Source organism: Hyphomicrobiales bacterium (genome assembly GCA_030688605.1).
Taxonomy (GTDB): Bacteria; Pseudomonadota; Alphaproteobacteria; order Rhizobiales; family NORP267; genus JAUYJB01.
On record JAUYJB010000009.1, the window covers coordinates 26,190 to 41,289 of the forward strand.

The window sequence follows — 15,100 nt, forward strand, 5'->3', positions numbered from 1 at the left end:
CGGAATATGGCCGGGGTCCGCTATAAGAAAGCTGCCCCGGACGATCGCGCGGTCGGGAAGGAACCCGAATTGGCAGGAACGCTTTTTGACAAGATCTATGACGCGCACGTGGTCGCGAGGCGCTCGGACGGCCGCGATCTGGTCTATATGGACCGCAACCTGGCGCACGATCTGCATGCGCCGATCGCGCTCGGCCGCCTGAGCGATGCCGGGCGCTCCGTCAGGCGGCCCGATCTGACCTTCGCGGTCCTGGATCACTCCCTGTCGGCCCGTCGCGGACCGGGCAAGGACGGCGATACGGTCTTCACCAAGGCAACGCGCGAGCGCGCGCAGGGCTTCGGGGTCCACGTTTTCGACCTCGGCGACCGCGAGCAGGGCATCTCTCATGTGGTGGCGCCCGAACGCGGCATCGCCCTGCCGGGCGCGACCTACGCCTGCCCGGACAGCCATGCGTGCACGGTGGGCGGCCTCGGCGCGCTCGCCTTTGCCTGCGGCACGACCGATCTGGAACATGTCTTCGCGACCCAGGTCCTGGCCCTGAAGCGGCCCAAGACCATGCGCATCAACCTCAGCGGCACGCTCTCTGAAGGCGTGTCGGCAAAGGATGTCGTGCTCAAGATGATTTCCGAGTTGGGCGTCGCGGTCGGGCGCGGCTACGCGATCGAATATGCGGGCGAAATCGTCCAGGCGCTGGCGATCGAGGGCCGGCTGACGGTCTGCAACATGGCGATCGAAATGGGCGCGCGCACGGGGCTCATCGCGCCGGACGAAACCACCTTCGAGTGGCTGTCGGGCCGGCCCTTTGCCCCGCGGGGGGCGGACTGGGACGCGGCCTACGCGGCCTGGCGGAGCCTGCGCAGCGACGAGGATGCGACCTACGACGCCGACCTGTCGGTCGATTGCGGCGGCCTCGAGCCGCAGGTGAGCTGGGGGACCGACCCCAGCCAGGTGATCCCGGTGAGCGGGCGGATACCGGACCCGGCGCAATGGGACCCCGCGCGCAGACCGGCCATGGAGCGCGCGCTCGACTATATGCAGCTTAAGCCCGGCGCGCCGATCGAGGGCGTGCCGGTTAACCGCGTCTATATCGGCTCGTGCACCAACAGCCGCCTGCCGGATCTCGTTGAAGCGGCGACGGTCTTGCGCGGCCGCAAGGTTGCCCAGGACATGAAGGCACTGGTCGTTCCCGGCTCCACCGCCGTCAAGCGCGAGGCGGAGGCCATGGGCCTCGACGAGGTCTTCAAATCGGCCGGCTTCTATTGGGGCGAGTCGGGCTGCTCGATGTGCGCCGGCGGCATGCTCGACTATGGAGACCCCGGCGACCGCTGCGCCTCGACCACCAACCGCAATTTCGAAGGCCGCCAGGGCAAGGGCGTGCGCACCCATCTCGTCAGCCCTGCCATGGCCGCCGCCGCCGCCGTCGCCGGCAAGATCGTCGATGTTCGCCGCTTCACGGAGGGCGGCTGATGAAACCGTTCAAATCCGTCAGCGGCGTTGCCGCGCCGCTGTTGGAAGACGATATCAACACCGACCAGATCGCTCCGGCCGCGGGCCGCAATTTGACGCCGGACTATGCGGCCATGCTGTTCGCCAGCCGCCGGGAAGGCGACACGAACGGCGAGGATGCCGCATTCGTCCTGAACCGTCCGCGATACCGCTCGGCCCAGCTGCTCGTGACCGGCAGCAATTTCGGCTGTGGCAGCTCGCGCGAGACCGCCGTCTGGAGCATGGCCGCTTTCGGCATCAGGTGCATCGTCGCCCGCAGCTTCGCCGATACCTATCGCGAGAATTGCCTCAAGAACGGCGTTCTGCCCGTCGTCCTCGCCAAGGAGGATACGGCGGATTTCGACGCCCTGGTCGTCGACAATGACGGCCGCGACGCGTTCATCGCCGACCTTAGGGCGCAGACGATCACGGCGCCCGGCGGCCGCGTCTTCGCCTTCGACATTCCCGCCGACGAGCGAACGCTGCTCCTGCAAGGCCTCGACGATATCGGCCTGACGGAACGGCATGAAAAGGACATCGCCGCCTGGGAAGCCCGAACGCGGCGCGACCAGCCCTGGCTGCAGAAACTGCGCCAGTCGGCTTCCGAAAAAATCGACTAGAAACTATCGACTGGATCATCGTTTGGAGAAACCATGAGCACCCGAAAGGCTTGGCGCGACATCATCAACCGGCCGGGACTGGCGCTGTTGCCGGGCGCCTATGACGCGTTGTCGGCGCGCCTTGTCGAAGCGCAGGGCTTCGAGGCGCTGGTCGCCGGCGGCTATGCCGCCCTCGGCAGCATGCTGGCCGCGCCCGACCACGGCCAAAGCAACATGCGCGACATGGCCGATCACTATGCGCGCATTTGCGGCGCCGTTTCGATCCCCGTCTTCGTCGACGCCGATACCGGCTTCGGCGGCGTGCACAACATCACCCAGGCCGTTCGTGCCCTCGAGGCGGCGGGCGCCGCCGCCATCTTCATCGGCGACCAGGTGTTTCCCAATCGCTGCGGCTATCTTCCCGGCAAGGAGATCGTCACCGCCGAGACCATGCTGGCCAGGCTCTATGCGGTGCTCGCCGCGCGCAGCGACCCGGATCTGTTCATCGGCGCGCGCACCGACGCCTTCGCCGTCGAAGGGTTCGACGCGGCGATCGAACGCTGCCAGATGTTCATGGAGGCGGGCGCCGATCTCGCCATCCCGCAGGGCGTCGACGAATTCGACGCCATCAAGCGGGTGCTCGCCGAGGTCCCCGGCCCGCATATAGCCAACCAGTCGCATGCCGCGGGCAAGCCGAAGGTGACGCTCGATCAGCTCGAGGAACTCGGCGTAACGGCGGTCACCTTCCCCTCGGCCCTGCTGTTTGCCGCAGCCGGCGGCGTGGTGCGGGCGCTCGAGGCCCTGAAGCGCGACCGGTCGTTCGACCGGGTGGCGGGCGAGCTGATGTCGCTCGAGGACTATTACGAGACGGTCGGGTTAGAGGCGATGCTGGAAAGGGAGCGCCGCTACGACGCCCAGGCGGCCGATCTCGTCAAGGGCAGCAAGGACGCGGCCGAATAGGCCCGCTCTAGCCGAGGAATTTGAACAGGCCGACCGCCGGCAGCAGCCACGATACGCCCATGAGCTTGCCATAGAAGGCGATGAGAAAGGCCAGCGTGATCGCGCCGTAGATCAGGGCCACGATGCCGCCGAGCCTGGCCCAGAGAAGAATGTAGGCGACCGTATAGATCGTGAGCGCCGCCGGCTGCCCGACGAGGAGGGAGACGGCCAAGACCGCCACCAGCATGGCAAAGAACAAAGCGACTTTCGGCAGCAGAACCGCCTCGCTCGAAGCCGAAAATGCGGCTCGCCATGCGCCCGCGTCACCCGCGGCCGTGGCCGCCTGCCGAAACTCGCCTATGACAAGGGTTGCCAGCATGGCAATGGTCGGAATGGAGATGGTGAGCGGAAATTGACGCGCCGATGGCCGCCATTCCAGCGCCGCGATGGCCGCCGCCACAAAGACGGCCAACAACATCAAGGCGAGCGGCAGCGAGAAGATCGGGTCACCGGCAAAGCCTTCTCCCTGCATCGGGGCGTCGCCGCCCTCGTTCCCACTCCGGTACTGGGCCCGGAGTTTCCACATGATCGTGAAGACGATCACGATGGCGAACACGATGACGAACGGGCGAGACATCCATCCGAATTCGCCGAAGGCACGGCTGGAAAGCCTGTAGCCGGACTCCATGATCGGCCCGAGAATGAATCCGAGCAGCAGCGGCGGGCGCGGCCAGCCGGCGGACTTCATCCAGATGCCGACGAATCCCGCCGCCAGCAGAATGATCCACGAGCCGATATGGGTGAGCTCGATCCAGGCGCCCATCAGCACCAGAACGATGACGATCGGCACGATGAAATGGCCGGGTACGAAGGCGAGGCGGGCAATCTGGCGGCTGGCCGCCATCAGCAGGACCGCGGCGACTATATTGGCGATGATGATGGTCCAGACCATCGAGTAGGTGATGGCGAGCTTTTCCACGAGCATCTGCTGGCCGGGGCGCAACCCCTGGATGAGCAACGCCCCAAGCAAGACCGCCGTCGACGCGCTACCCGGGATGCCGAAGGCGACCGTGGGGATGAGCGCGCCGCCGCGCACCGCGTTGTTCGCCGCTTCCGGCCCGATGACGCCGCGAATGTCGCCCTGCCCGAACTGCGACTTGTCCTTGCTGCTCTGAACGGTGTGCCCGTAAGCGACCCAGTCGACGATCGCGGCGCCGAGGCCGGGCAGCATGCCGATGTAAATGCCGATGGCGCTGCACCTGATGACCAGCCACCTATTTTGTATTGCGTCGCGGACACCCTGCATCATGCCGCCGCCGGACGACTGGTCGCGCGGGACATCCGAGATCGAGCGGCTGCGGATCGCCAGATCCATCACCTCGGGAATCGCGAAAATGCCGAGAACGACGGCGATCAGCGGCAGTCCCTCCAACAGAAAGACCTGATCGAACCAGTAGCGCGGGACCGGGCTGGCGGGCGCGTAGCCGATCATGGAAAGGAGCAGCCCGAAGCCCGCGGAGCACATCCCCTTGAGAATCGAGGCGCCGGACAGGGCGCCGACCATGGTCAGGCCGAGAAGGCCGAGCATGAAGAACTCCGGCGAGGCGAATTGCAGGATGACCGGCCGTATCACCGGCAGGGAGACGGCGAGAATGAGCCCGCCGATCACGCCACCGGCCATCGACACCGCAAACGCCGCGCCGAAGGCGCGCTCGGCTTGGCCCTTTCGGGCCAGCGGATAGCCATCGATGACGGTGGCCGCCGCGGCCGCCGTGCCGGGCACGCCGAGGAGAACGGCGGACAGCGTGTCGCCGGTCGACGTCACGGCGTAAAGCGCAAGCAACAGCGCAAACGCCGCCACGGGATCCATGCCGAAGGTGAACGGCAGCACGATCACCATGCCGACGATGCCGCTGAGGCCCGGAACCGCGCCGAGCCAGACCCCGAGCACCACGCCGAGCATGAGGAACCCGATGGCCGGCCACTGCAAGACGAGCAGCAGGCCATCGAAGAAGGTGGTGAGCATCTAGAGCGGTTCCGGGCTATAGGGAACCATTTGACCGGGATGATTTTGCGCCGTGGCATCGCTGCGTTTCTTGCGCGATGCGCCACATCGCGCTTCGCGCCGCGCCTGCCCGGAGGAACCGATTTGGCTCCATCGAATTGATCCCCTATAGCCCGGAACCGCTCTCACGGCTCAGATCGCGGGAAAGGTGGCGCGCGCCCGCCTGGGGCGCGCGCGCAGGAGGCCTATTTCTGGCCGCTCTCCACATATTCGCGGAGCACTTTCTTGATTTCGTCCGAGGTCGCGGCGAGCACCTCAAGGGCTGCCGGCCCTTCCTCGGCGGGCACGAACTCGACCGGCTCGCCGGTACGCTCGACGAAGAGCTTCTGCAGCTCCTCGTCCGCGGCCGCCTTGTAGAAGCCTTCGCGCAGCGCGACGACGGCCTCTTGCGGGGTTCCCGGAGGCGCCAGCGCCAGGAAGGTCACCTTGGCCGCCAGTTCGACCAGCCAGTCGAGAGCATCCCAGACCGGGCCCGAAGGCGGCTTGCCGTGGATCTCTTCATAGAGATCGACGAAGCAGGGGATATTGCCCTGCAGCTCCTTGCGGACGAACTCGCCGGCGGTGTTGCGGGTGCAGAAATAGTAGACCGGCATACCGTCGCCGCCCTCGGCGATGAAGTCGGCGGACCGCGTCACCAGCGTGCCGTAGCTGGTGTTGGCATACTGGGCCTCGTTGGCCAGAATTGCGGCGTAGATGGCCGAGCCGCCGCGATAGCCGGTCACGTAATTGTAATTCGCGCCGATGAGATCGAGGCTCATCCGGCTCAACAGGTCGACGAAATCGGTCGGCGCGTTGCCGCCGACATTGAACGTCTCGAGCTTGACGATATCGGCCGGCTTCGTCAGGCCCGGCGGCACGTCCTTGCGCATATAGCTGACACGGATGTCGCTCGAGGCGCCGACGAACTCGAAATTCGCATAATCGGCCCTGAGCTCGGGAAGGTCGAGGGCCTGGGCGGTCGGCACCCATGGGCCGTAGACCAGGGTCAGCCCGTCCGGCTCGACGGCCTCGTAGACATGGTTGGTGGCGATCAGATTGCCCGAGCCCGGCATGTTCTCGACCACCATGGTCGGGTTGCCCGGCACGTATTTCTGCCAGTAGTCGGTAAAGGTGCGAATGAAGGTATCCGCGGTTCCGCCGGCGCGAAGGCCGACAATGACCTTTACGGTCTTGCCCTCGTAATAGGGCGCCTGCGCATGGGCGGTGCCGTCGATCGGCACCAGCAGCGCGAACAGCGCAAAGGCGGCAATCCAGGATCGCAGTCCGGTCATGATTTCCTCCCGTCCCAGGAACTCGTCACTGTCTTTCGGCGTGCTGCGCGGGCGCGCGCACGCACTTATCTTGCTTCGTTGTCGTATAGCGTTTTTCCCGCTATCTTTCCAGTAGACAAAACGAATTCCCGCTGAACGGAACGCCGGTTCTGCCCTTCGGACGCGGCGCAACGCGGACGACCGACCCGATCGGTTAGCACAACGGTTTGGGCCGGGCAGTGTGGCGCGCGGCCGCAGGGGACATCGCGCCGCAATGGCAATGGGCGACTGAGAGGGGGGAATGAGCGCGAAAGCTTGCATCGTTTTCGGCGGGTCGCGGCGCATCGGCCGCGAAGTCTGCCTCGCGCTCGCCGCCGCCGGCCATGCCGTGGCCGTCAACGCGCGCGTTTCCGCGAAAGAAGCCGAAGCGACGGCCGGTATGATCCGCGCCAAGGGAGGCGAGGCGATGGTCGCGCTCGGCGACGTCACCGACCCCGAGGCCTGCTCCGCCGCGGTCGAGGCGGCGGTCAAACGCTTTGGCCGCCTCGACGTGGTCGTCAACTGCGCGGTCAAGCGCGAACATGGCACGCTGATGGAGCTTGAGCTTAAGGCTTGGCGCCAAGCGCTGGCCTCGGTTCTCGACGGTGCCTTTCTCACCACGAAATACGCAGCCCCCCATCTTGCCAAGACGGGCGGCACCATCATCCTGTTCGCCGGCACCAGCGCATTCATCGGCGCGCGCGGCCCGGCGACGCCGGCCGCCAAGTCCGGCCTTGTCGGCTTCGTTCGCTCGGCCGCCAAGGACCTGGGGCCGATGGGGGTGACCATCAATCTGCTTTCTCCCGGGCGCATCGAGGCGCCGGGCGACCCGGACGAGTATCGGGCTAGACTGTCGAAAAACCGGCCGGTGGATCGGATTCCGCTGGGACGGGCCGGCACGCCGGCCGAAATCGCCGACGTAGTGACGGCGCTTGCAAGCGGCGCCTTCCGCTACATGACCGGGCAGACGATCCATGTGAACGGCGGGTTCTATATGGGATGAGCCCGCCGCCGGAAGAGACAGCGCGCCCGGACGGTCTGACGGTGAGGATCGCCGCGTTCATTTGCGAGGGCACGCGGCCGCCGCCGGGGCGGCTTCACCATGCCAAGCGGCATATGCTCGACACTTTGGCGGCGATCGTCTCCGGCGCCGGTCTGCCGGCCGGACAAATCGCCCTTGCCGACATTCTTCTGTCCGGAGATCGCCAGGAAGCGACGGTCGCCGGCGCCGCCAAGCGTTTCCCGGTACAGTCCGCTGCCTATGCCAACGCCATGGCGGCCCATGCCGACGAGACCGACGACGCGCACCCGGCCTCGGTCACCCATCCGGGCTGCGCCGTCGTTCCGGCGGCGCTGGCCATGGCCGAAAGCCGCGGCGCCACGGGCGCGGAAATGCTCGCTGCTATCGTCATCGGCTATGAAATCTGCGCCCGGATCGGCACCGCCCTCGGCGGCGGGCGCTTCATCGTCGAGCGCGGCTTCGACAGCCATTCCTTCGGCGCCGTCTTCGGCGCGGCTGCCGCGGCGGCGACGCTCGCCAAGCTCGACCGGCGGCAATGCCAAAGCGTGCTGTCGCTTGCCGCCCATCAGGCCGCGGGGCTCGCGACCCTGTTTCGCGACCGGGAGCATCTGGAGAAGGCCTTCGTGTTCGCCGGTATGCCGGCGCGGAACGGCGTAGCGGCTGTGCTTTCCGTCGAGCGCGGACTTGTCGGCGTCGATGATGTCTTCGACGGAAGTCCCAGTTTTTTCTCGGCTTTTGGCGCCGATCCGGAACCGGCCTTCGCCGATCTCGGCAGCCGCTGGGCGATCGAGAATACCAACATCAAGCGCTGGTGCGTGGGCTCGCCGGTGCAGGCGGCGTTGGACTCGCTTAAGGCCCTGATGAGCGAGCATGGCGTCGGCCCGGACGACATCGCGGCCATCGAGGTCAGCCTGCCGGAGGAGGGGGCCAGCGTCGTCGACGATCGCGACATGCCGAACGTCAATCTGCAGCATCTTATCGCCTTGATGCTCGTCGACGGCACGGTGACCTTCCACAACGCCCACGACCGCGACCGGATGAGCGACGAACGCATCCTCGCCGAGCGGCGCAAGGTGCGGCTGATCGGAAGCCCCGAACTGACCCGTGCCGAACCGGCGCGCCAGGCGATCGTCGAGCTTGCGACCCATGACGGGCGGACCCTCCGGCATCACACCCGCGCGGTCCGGGGAACGGTCGGAAACCCGATGACCGATAGCGAGCTTGAAGCCAAGTTTCTTGGCCTCGTTGAGCCGGTGCTGAAGCGCAAGCGGGCGGGCGCGCTCGCCGCCGCGGCCTGGCAGCTCGACAAGGCGGACAATGTCGAGCACCTTTGCGCGCTGATGAATTCAGCCGCTTGAAACCGGTTGACTGGCTTACCCGCGCCCGCCTCACTCCGGCATTTTCGGCATCGGCAGGCCGCGCTCGATCTTGAAGCCCTTGATGACCTCCTTGACGACGCCGCAGAGCGGCAGGCTCAAGCGCGCCAGATCGGCCTCCTTGAGCACGATGGTCATGTCCTTTTCCGCCCACGGGACCGGCCGGTCGTCGGCACGGGTGTCCATGGCCCAGTTCTGGGCGCTGCTCTCGGCCAGCGCCTCGCGCAGGCGCTCCGGCGAGACGCCCAGAGTCTCGGCGAGCTTGAAGCCCTCATAATTTGCCGAGATGCAGGCCCAGAGGATCAGATTGTTGACCATCTTGCCGATCTGGCCGGCGCCGAGCGGCCCGAGATGGAAGATCGCGTCCGAAAAGGCCTCGAACACCGGCCGGCAGACGTCGAACACCGCCTCATCGCCGCCGCCCAGGATGAGGAGACGGCCCTTCTCGGCGGCGTCCTCGCCACGGGTCAGGGGAATGTCGAGCATGTGGACGTCCTTGCCGGCGAGCCTCGCCGGCAGGCGCTTGATGAATTGCGGCGCCACCGTCGAGGCAATGGCGATGACCGCGCCCGGTTTTGCGCCCGCCAGCAGACCGTCATCGGCGAAGATCACGTGGTCAACCTCGGCGTCGAAGCCGACGACGACGATGACGATGTCGCACGATGCCGCGACCTCGGCCGGCGTCGACGCGCTGGTGACGCCGATGTCGACGGCGGCCGCCATGGTTTCCGCGTCGACATCGAAACCGACCACCGGGAACCCCTTCGCCATCATGTGGCGGGCCATCGGATTGCCCATCTTGCCGAGGCCGATGAGGCCCACGCGCTCGATCTTCCTGCCCGCCATGCGACTTTCCTCCGATCGCTGAGCGCCCTTTGCAGTCGCACTCTAGGCTGCTTTTTCGGCCCGGTCGCGGCGCACGGCGACGATCGTCTTCATGTTCGTGAATTCGCGCGCGCCGATATATCCAAGCTCGCGCCCGAAGCCGGACGCCTTGATGCCGCCGAAGGGGAGGCGGGGATCGGAGGCCGACATGGCGTTGACGAAGGTCTGGCCGGCTTCGATCTCGTTTTCGAGCCGCTCCTGTTCGCCGGCGTCGTTCGTCCACACGCTGCTCGCAAGCCCGAACGGCGTGTCGTTGGCGAGATGGATCGCTTCATCGAGGTCGCTGACCTCGAACAGCACGGCCACCGGGCCGAACACCTCCTCGCTATAGGCGGGGGCGTTCCGCGGCACGGAGGCGAGCGCGGTCGCGGCAAAGAAATTGCCGGCGCCCTCGAGCCGGGAGCCGCCGGTCAGGAGCTTGGCTCCGGCGGCAACGGAGTCGCGAACCTGCCGCTCGAGGGTCTCCACCCCGTCGGCGGTGGCGATGGGCCCCAGTTCGGTCGCATCGTCCATCGGGTCGCCGACGACAAGGGCCTCAAGCCCGGCGACGAACCGGTCGACAAACGGCTTATAGACGTCCTTGTGCACGATGAAGCGCTTGGCGCAGATGCACGACTGGCCGTTGTTCATGATGCGGGCCTGGATCCCCGTCTTCACCGCCGCTTCGAGGTCGGCGCTGGGCAGGACGATGAACGGATCGTTGCCGCCGAGCTCCAGAACGCATTTCTTCAGCGCCCGGCCTGCCGCCTCCGCGACGCTGGCCCCGGCGGCCTCGCTGCCGGTGAGCGTTACCGCCGCCACCCGCGGATCGTGAATGATCCGGGCGACCTTGCTCGAGCCGATGAGAAGCGACTGAAAGACGCCCTTCGGCAGGCCCGCGCGCAATGCGAGTTCCTCCAGGGCAAGCGCGCAGCGCGGGACATTCGAGGCGTGCTTGAGGATGACCGTGTTGCCGGCCATGACGGCGGGCGCCAGACAGCGGATGAGCTGCCAGAACGGGAAGTTCCAGGGCATGACCGCAAGGATCGTTCCCAGCGGCAGATAGCGGATGAAGCTGTCGGACTCCGTCTCGATGCGTTCGTCGGCCAGGAAAGCTGCGCCATGCTCGGCGAAATAGCGGCAGGCAAGCGCGCATTTGAGTGCCTCGGCCCCGGCGGATTTCCGGGTCTTGCCCATTTCCTCGGTCATCATCGTGGCAAGGGCGTCCTTTTCCGCCTCCAGGAGTTCGGCAAGCTTCACGAGGCACCGGCTGCGTTCGGTGGAATCGCCATGCCGCCAGCGCTGGAAGGCATCGGCGGCCGCCTGCAGCCGCGCTTCGACGTCGGAGTCGGATAGTTCGTCGAATGTGGCCACGAGTTGGCCGGTCGCTGGATTGATGCTCTTCATGGGCATGGTGTTTTCCTTCCTGCTCTGTTCCCTCGGGCGGACCTTCGCCCAGCCGCTGGAAGGCGGCGACGCATCGCCCTGTCAAAGGGCCAGGTACCTCTGCTTCAATTCCGCATCCGCGTTAAGTTCCGCAACGCAGCCGTCGAAACGCACGCGTCCATCCTCCAAAATGTAAACCCGCTCGGAAATCCGGCAAGCGAATGCGGCATTTTGTTCCACCAGAAGAACCGAAATGCCTTCGTCGCGGATCACGCCGGCAACGTCGCCGACCGTGCGCACGATGACCGGCGCCAGACCCTCCGACGGCTCGTCGAGCAGAATGAGGTCAGGATTGCTCATCAGCGCGCGCGATCGTCAACATCTGCTGCTCGCCGCCGCTGAGCTGATTGCCGAGATTGTCCCGCCGCTCCGAAAGCTGCGGGAGCAGCTCGTATGCGCGCTCGACCGACCAGGATCCTTTCCGCCGCGTGGCCTGGGCGGGCCGCCCAAACCGAAAGCCAGGGCAATCGCGGCCAGCGTGCACTGCAAGCGTATTGAATGATGGTTCATTTTAAGCTCCCTTTTCTTTCTACTCGCGCAAGCGAACGCGCGTCGGTGCAATATCAGGCTGCAATGAGCCGCGTTGTTGAAGGGCGGTAGTCAGCTCGCTGCGTCGACGGCTTCAAGAACGATGACACCGATCGGTTCGGCGAGATGATCGCCGATCGCGCTGCGGTAATTCTTGTAGTGTTCGCTGTCCCGGTGTGCTTGCAGCGCCTCGCCGTCGCGATACTTCTCGAACAGATGGTAGCTATGTTCCCCCTCGCGGCTGACTTGGCGCTTATACAGGTCGTAGCACTCGTTGCCCGGCTCGTTGCGGGTCGGCGCAACCATACCCCGCAGAATCGTCTCGACCTCCTTTTCCTGCCCGGATTTCGGCCGAAAAGACGCAAATACCAAGACCTTGTTTTCGGCCACGAAGCCCCTCACTCTCTGATTTTCGGACAATTGCTATCTCGACATGTTGCATCATAACGTTCTATAACATACGGGACAAGGTCCTAGGAGGAGCGAAAATGCCCGCAATTAATCCGATTCCTGATGCGATGAGCATCGTTATGGTCCAGTTTTCGCCGGACGCTGCGACGGATGCCTCAGGAGTGCGGCGTAATATGGCGGCGATCAACGCCTATGTCGACCGTGCCTGCGCAGGCTTCCCGGGGGTCGATCTCATCGTTTTCCCGGAATACAGCACCCACGGGTTCGGTTTCGATCCTTACGCCAATCATCTTCGCCTTTCTTCGACCGTGCCGGGGCCGGAGACCGAGGCCTTCGGAGAGAAGGCGCGCGAATATGGCGTATGGCTGTGCGTTTCCGTGGTCGAACGGGCCGACGACCCGCGCCACAACCCGCACAATGCCATGGTCATTATCGATCCGGACGGAGAGGTGGCGCTGAAGTATCGCAAGATGATGCCGTGGTGCCCCAAGGAGCCGTGGACGCCGGGCGAGGCGATGTATGTCTGCGACGGCCCCAAGGGCTCCAAGCTTGCGATCACGCTATGCTCGGATTTCGACTATCCGGAAGTTGCCCGCGAAGCGGCCTGGAAAGGCGCCAACGTGATCCTGCGGCCGTCGAAATACATGTATCCCTGGGACAATATCTGGGACATCACCAATCAGGTTCGCGCGTACGAGAACCAAGCCTATGTCGTTGCCGTCAACCACACGGGCCAGGACGCTTCCTACTCCTATTTCGGCCGCTCGATGGCCTGCGACTTCGACGGCAACATCATCTGCAAGATGGGCGATACCGAGGGCTTCACGAAGGTCGACGTCTACCCCAGGCTTGTCGAGGCGGCTCGCGATCGGCGCACGTCGAACAACTACCTCTACCAGCTCAAGCACCGTGGCTACACCGGTATGCCCCCGCACGGCCTGACCGACAATCCGTTCACCATCTACAGCCAATGGGACGAGATACCCGAGCGTTGGAATCAGCCGCCCTCGGAGGAGGCTGAGCGCGTTTCGGAGGCGGGACGGGCAAGTCTGTCCCGGGCATCGAGAAAGCTCACTGCCGCTGAGTAAGTTTCAGCCATTTGCACGGACGCATGCCATTGGCGTCCGTCCTGTTACGGTCGCCGCAATGGGCGGTTGAGGCGACAAGAACAAACAGAGGAATCAATTCAAGGGAGAAATCGATGTGCAAACGTTTCGCCACAATTGCTTTCGCGGGGGGAGCGGCACTATGGATATCGGCCGCCGGACTGGCGGCAGACGATAGCTACCCTTCCAAGCCGATTACCATGACCATCACCTTCACCGCGGGCGGCGCCGCCGATATCGCCGGCCGGCTTGCGGCCGCCGCGGCCGAGAAGGAACTCGGTCAGCCGATTTCCACGGTCAACAAGCTTGGTGGCGGCGGATCGATCGGCTTCGACTATGTCGGCAACCAGGCGCCGGACGGCTACAATATCGGCTGGCTGTCGGCATCCATCCTGACGACGACGCTCCTCGGCAATCTGCCCTACGCCTACGATCATTTCGACTATGTTTGCGGCGTCACATTTGATGCCACCGCGCTCGTGGTGCGCGCCGATGCGCCGTGGAAGAGCCTGCCCGAGTTCATCGAGGCGGCGAAGGCCGATCCCAAGAAGATCAAGATCGGCCATGCCGGCTCCGGCAGTTTCACGTACATGACGGCAGCCGCGCTGATGTCGCAGCAGGGGGCGGAGGTGACCTACGTACCGGTTGCCGCGCGCCGGGTTGCCTCGCTTCTCGGCGGCGAAATAGACGCCATATCGGTGCATCCGCCGGAGGTGATCCCCAGCATGCGCGACGGAAAGGTCAGGCTCTTGGCGATCTCCTCGCCGAAACGCGTGGACGCCTATCCCGACGTTCCGACCTTCGGCGAACTCGGCATGGAAGTCGGCTTCTATCAGTTCCGCGGCATCTTCGTGCCCAAGGGAACGCCCGAGCCGATCAAGACCAAGTTGGCGGAGGCTTTCAAGGCAGCCGAGAACGACCCCAAGCTCATGCAGGCCGCGAAGGATCGCGGCTTTGGTATCAACTATATCGGGATCGACGAATTCCCCGATTACGTGGCGAAACAGAACGACCTGCTGAAGCAGGTCGTTGACGAGCTCAAGAAGGCCGCGAACTAAAAACCCAAGTGGCCGGACGGGCGTGACAGGCGGAGGTGGTCAATATTGGCCATCTCCGCCGGCGCCGGCCATAGAGAGCGGTTTTGGGTCGTATGGGATCAATTCGATGGGTCAACTCGGATCAACCGGCCGAAGGCCGGGTTCTTTGGCATCGCGGCGTGGCTGCAAGTCTCCTCCGATGCCCCACATCGCAATTCGACATGCGCCTGGCGACGGCGCACAATTACCCCGATCAGACGATTCCATATGACCGGGAACGGCTCTAATCGAGAAACGGCAGCGATGCGCGCAAGATTTCTCTTTCCGGCTTTCATCGTTCTTGTGGCGATTGGCTACGGCATCATGGCCCGCGACTTTCCCAACATGCCGCTGCAAGAAGGCTTCGGCCCAGGCCTGTTTCCGGGCTTGATTGCCGCGACGCTCGGCGTGCTGGCCGCTTTGGAGGCGGTCAGCCAGTTGCTGGCCCATCGCCGGCTGAAACAGGAAACCTCAGCCGGAACGGGCACCGGCGATGCGGAGGCCAGCGGGTTGACGCTTGCCGAGCTAAGGGCGGTTGCGATCTTGGTGACCTCGGTGGTCGCCACCGTCTGGGCGATTCCCCGGATCGGCCTGGTTCCGGCGGCGGCGGCGCTGGTATTCGTGCTGTCGACGGCCATGGGCACACGTCCGTTGTGGAAGAGCCTCGTTGTGTCGGTGATTACGGCGGGCGTGGTATATGCCGTATTTGCCGAGGCCTTCAACGTCGTGTTCGCGTTTTAGAGCGGGTCTTGGCCATATGGAACCATTTGACCGGGATGATTTTGCGTCGTGGCCAGGCGCGGTTCGCAGGGCGATACGGGATATCGGCCAAGAGCCGCAACGACGCCACGGCGCAAAAGAACCCGGCCTTCGGTGGGCCAAATCGGCCCACCGG

15 protein-coding genes are annotated in these 15,100 nt (G+C 65.1%); 9 read left to right on the forward strand and 6 right to left on the reverse strand.

The features are described from left to right. Nucleotides 1-69: 69 nt before the first annotated feature. From leuC to Q8P46_01215, 3 genes are read left to right on the forward strand one after another with little or no spacing between them, the layout of a single operon-like run. Nucleotides 70-1,467 (forward strand): 3-isopropylmalate dehydratase large subunit, encoded by a 1,398-nt coding sequence (gene leuC, locus Q8P46_01205; protein MDP2618789.1) that lies wholly within the window; start codon nucleotides 70-72, stop codon nucleotides 1,465-1,467. Beyond that, on the forward strand, nucleotides 1,467-2,105 hold the full coding sequence (leuD, locus tag Q8P46_01210) for a 3-isopropylmalate dehydratase small subunit (GenBank protein MDP2618790.1): 639 nt from the start codon (nucleotides 1,467-1,469) through the stop codon (nucleotides 2,103-2,105). The genes leuC and leuD overlap by 1 nt, the downstream gene beginning before the upstream one ends. Before the next feature lie 33 nt (nucleotides 2,106-2,138). Next, a complete protein-coding gene (locus tag Q8P46_01215) occupies nucleotides 2,139-3,044 on the forward strand; it encodes an isocitrate lyase/phosphoenolpyruvate mutase family protein (GenBank protein ID MDP2618791.1) in 906 nt (301 codons plus the stop codon). 7 nt (nucleotides 3,045-3,051) lie between these two features. On the opposite strand, the gene Q8P46_01220 is transcribed toward Q8P46_01215, so the two are convergent. Next, nucleotides 3,052-5,049, reverse strand: a complete 1,998-nt coding sequence (locus Q8P46_01220; GenBank protein ID MDP2618792.1) for a tripartite tricarboxylate transporter permease — start codon at nucleotides 5,047-5,049, stop codon at nucleotides 3,052-3,054. Nucleotides 5,050-5,273: 224 nt separating this feature from the next. Beyond that, on the reverse strand, nucleotides 5,274-6,359 hold the full coding sequence (locus Q8P46_01225) for a hypothetical protein (protein ID MDP2618793.1): 1,086 nt from the start codon (nucleotides 6,357-6,359) through the stop codon (nucleotides 5,274-5,276). A 280-nt stretch (nucleotides 6,360-6,639) separates the two neighbouring features. Here Q8P46_01225 and Q8P46_01230 point away from each other — a divergent pair, with 280 nt between their 5' ends. Both Q8P46_01230 and Q8P46_01235 read left to right on the forward strand, forming a co-directional pair. After that, complete coding sequence (locus Q8P46_01230) at nucleotides 6,640-7,380, forward strand: SDR family NAD(P)-dependent oxidoreductase (protein ID MDP2618794.1); 741 nt, start codon at nucleotides 6,640-6,642, stop codon at nucleotides 7,378-7,380. Next, a complete protein-coding gene (locus Q8P46_01235) occupies nucleotides 7,377-8,756 on the forward strand; it encodes an MmgE/PrpD family protein (protein MDP2618795.1) in 1,380 nt (459 codons plus the stop codon). The genes Q8P46_01230 and Q8P46_01235 overlap by 4 nt, the downstream gene beginning before the upstream one ends. A 30-nt stretch (nucleotides 8,757-8,786) precedes the next feature. Here Q8P46_01235 and Q8P46_01240 read toward each other — a convergent pair whose 3' ends face one another. From Q8P46_01240 to Q8P46_01250, 3 genes are all read right to left on the reverse strand, one after another. Then, complete coding sequence (locus Q8P46_01240) at nucleotides 8,787-9,620, reverse strand: NAD(P)-dependent oxidoreductase (GenBank protein ID MDP2618796.1); 834 nt, start codon at nucleotides 9,618-9,620, stop codon at nucleotides 8,787-8,789. 42 nt (nucleotides 9,621-9,662) lie between these two features. After that, nucleotides 9,663-11,051: an NAD-dependent succinate-semialdehyde dehydrogenase gene (locus Q8P46_01245; protein MDP2618797.1), complete on the reverse strand. Its 1,389-nt coding sequence runs from the start codon at nucleotides 11,049-11,051 to the stop codon at nucleotides 9,663-9,665. 75 nt (nucleotides 11,052-11,126) lie between these two features. Beyond that, nucleotides 11,127-11,384: a hypothetical protein gene (locus Q8P46_01250; GenBank protein ID MDP2618798.1), complete on the reverse strand. Its 258-nt coding sequence runs from the start codon at nucleotides 11,382-11,384 to the stop codon at nucleotides 11,127-11,129. On the opposite strand from Q8P46_01250, the gene Q8P46_01255 reads away from it, so the two are divergent. Continuing rightward, nucleotides 11,377-11,586, forward strand: coding sequence for a hypothetical protein (locus Q8P46_01255; protein MDP2618799.1), 210 nt, complete (start codon nucleotides 11,377-11,379; stop codon nucleotides 11,584-11,586). The genes Q8P46_01250 and Q8P46_01255 overlap by 8 nt on opposite strands. Before the next feature lie 98 nt (nucleotides 11,587-11,684). Here the strand turns inward: Q8P46_01255 and Q8P46_01260 are convergent, their stop codons facing one another. Beyond that, a complete protein-coding gene (locus tag Q8P46_01260; protein ID MDP2618800.1) occupies nucleotides 11,685-12,002 on the reverse strand; it encodes a putative quinol monooxygenase in 318 nt (105 codons plus the stop codon). A 194-nt stretch (nucleotides 12,003-12,196) separates the two neighbouring features. Between Q8P46_01260 and Q8P46_01265 the strand changes: the two genes are divergently transcribed. The 3 genes from Q8P46_01265 (at nucleotide 12,197) to Q8P46_01275 (ending at nucleotide 14,946) form a co-directional block, all read left to right on the forward strand. Next, entirely contained in the window at nucleotides 12,197-13,111 is a 915-nt protein-coding gene (locus Q8P46_01265) for a nitrilase-related carbon-nitrogen hydrolase (protein ID MDP2618801.1), read from the forward strand. 113 nt (nucleotides 13,112-13,224) lie between these two features. After that, a complete protein-coding gene (locus Q8P46_01270) occupies nucleotides 13,225-14,187 on the forward strand; it encodes a tripartite tricarboxylate transporter substrate binding protein (GenBank protein ID MDP2618802.1) in 963 nt (320 codons plus the stop codon). A 246-nt stretch (nucleotides 14,188-14,433) separates the two neighbouring features. Then, nucleotides 14,434-14,946, forward strand: coding sequence for a tripartite tricarboxylate transporter TctB family protein (locus Q8P46_01275; protein MDP2618803.1), 513 nt, complete (start codon nucleotides 14,434-14,436; stop codon nucleotides 14,944-14,946). Nucleotides 14,947-15,100: the final 154 nt, after the last annotated feature.

What these genes read in the sequence shown, in the direction of transcription:
- Q8P46_01220 (MDP2618792.1), bottom strand. Translation starts at nt 5,049, where the DNA reads ATGCTCACCACCTTCTTCGATGGCCTGCTGCTCGTCTTGCAGTGGCCG.
- Q8P46_01240 (MDP2618796.1), bottom strand. Translation starts at nt 9,620, where the DNA reads ATGGCGGGCAGGAAGATCGAGCGCGTGGGCCTCATCGGCCTCGGCAAG.
- Q8P46_01265 (MDP2618801.1), top strand. Translation starts at nt 12,197, where the DNA reads ATGGCGGCGATCAACGCCTATGTCGACCGTGCCTGCGCAGGCTTCCCG.
- Q8P46_01250 (MDP2618798.1), bottom strand. Translation starts at nt 11,384, where the DNA reads ATGAGCAATCCTGACCTCATTCTGCTCGACGAGCCGTCGGAGGGTCTG.
- Q8P46_01235 (MDP2618795.1), top strand. Translation starts at nt 7,377, where the DNA reads ATGAGCCCGCCGCCGGAAGAGACAGCGCGCCCGGACGGTCTGACGGTG.
- Q8P46_01270 (MDP2618802.1), top strand. Translation starts at nt 13,225, where the DNA reads ATGTGCAAACGTTTCGCCACAATTGCTTTCGCGGGGGGAGCGGCACTA.
- Q8P46_01245 (MDP2618797.1), bottom strand. Translation starts at nt 11,051, where the DNA reads ATGCCCATGAAGAGCATCAATCCAGCGACCGGCCAACTCGTGGCCACA.
- Q8P46_01275 (MDP2618803.1), top strand. Translation starts at nt 14,434, where the DNA reads ATGACCGGGAACGGCTCTAATCGAGAAACGGCAGCGATGCGCGCAAGA.
- leuD (MDP2618790.1), top strand. Translation starts at nt 1,467, where the DNA reads ATGAAACCGTTCAAATCCGTCAGCGGCGTTGCCGCGCCGCTGTTGGAA.
- Q8P46_01225 (MDP2618793.1), bottom strand. Translation starts at nt 6,359, where the DNA reads ATGACCGGACTGCGATCCTGGATTGCCGCCTTTGCGCTGTTCGCGCTG.
- Q8P46_01215 (MDP2618791.1), top strand. Translation starts at nt 2,139, where the DNA reads ATGAGCACCCGAAAGGCTTGGCGCGACATCATCAACCGGCCGGGACTG.
- Q8P46_01230 (MDP2618794.1), top strand. Translation starts at nt 6,640, where the DNA reads ATGAGCGCGAAAGCTTGCATCGTTTTCGGCGGGTCGCGGCGCATCGGC.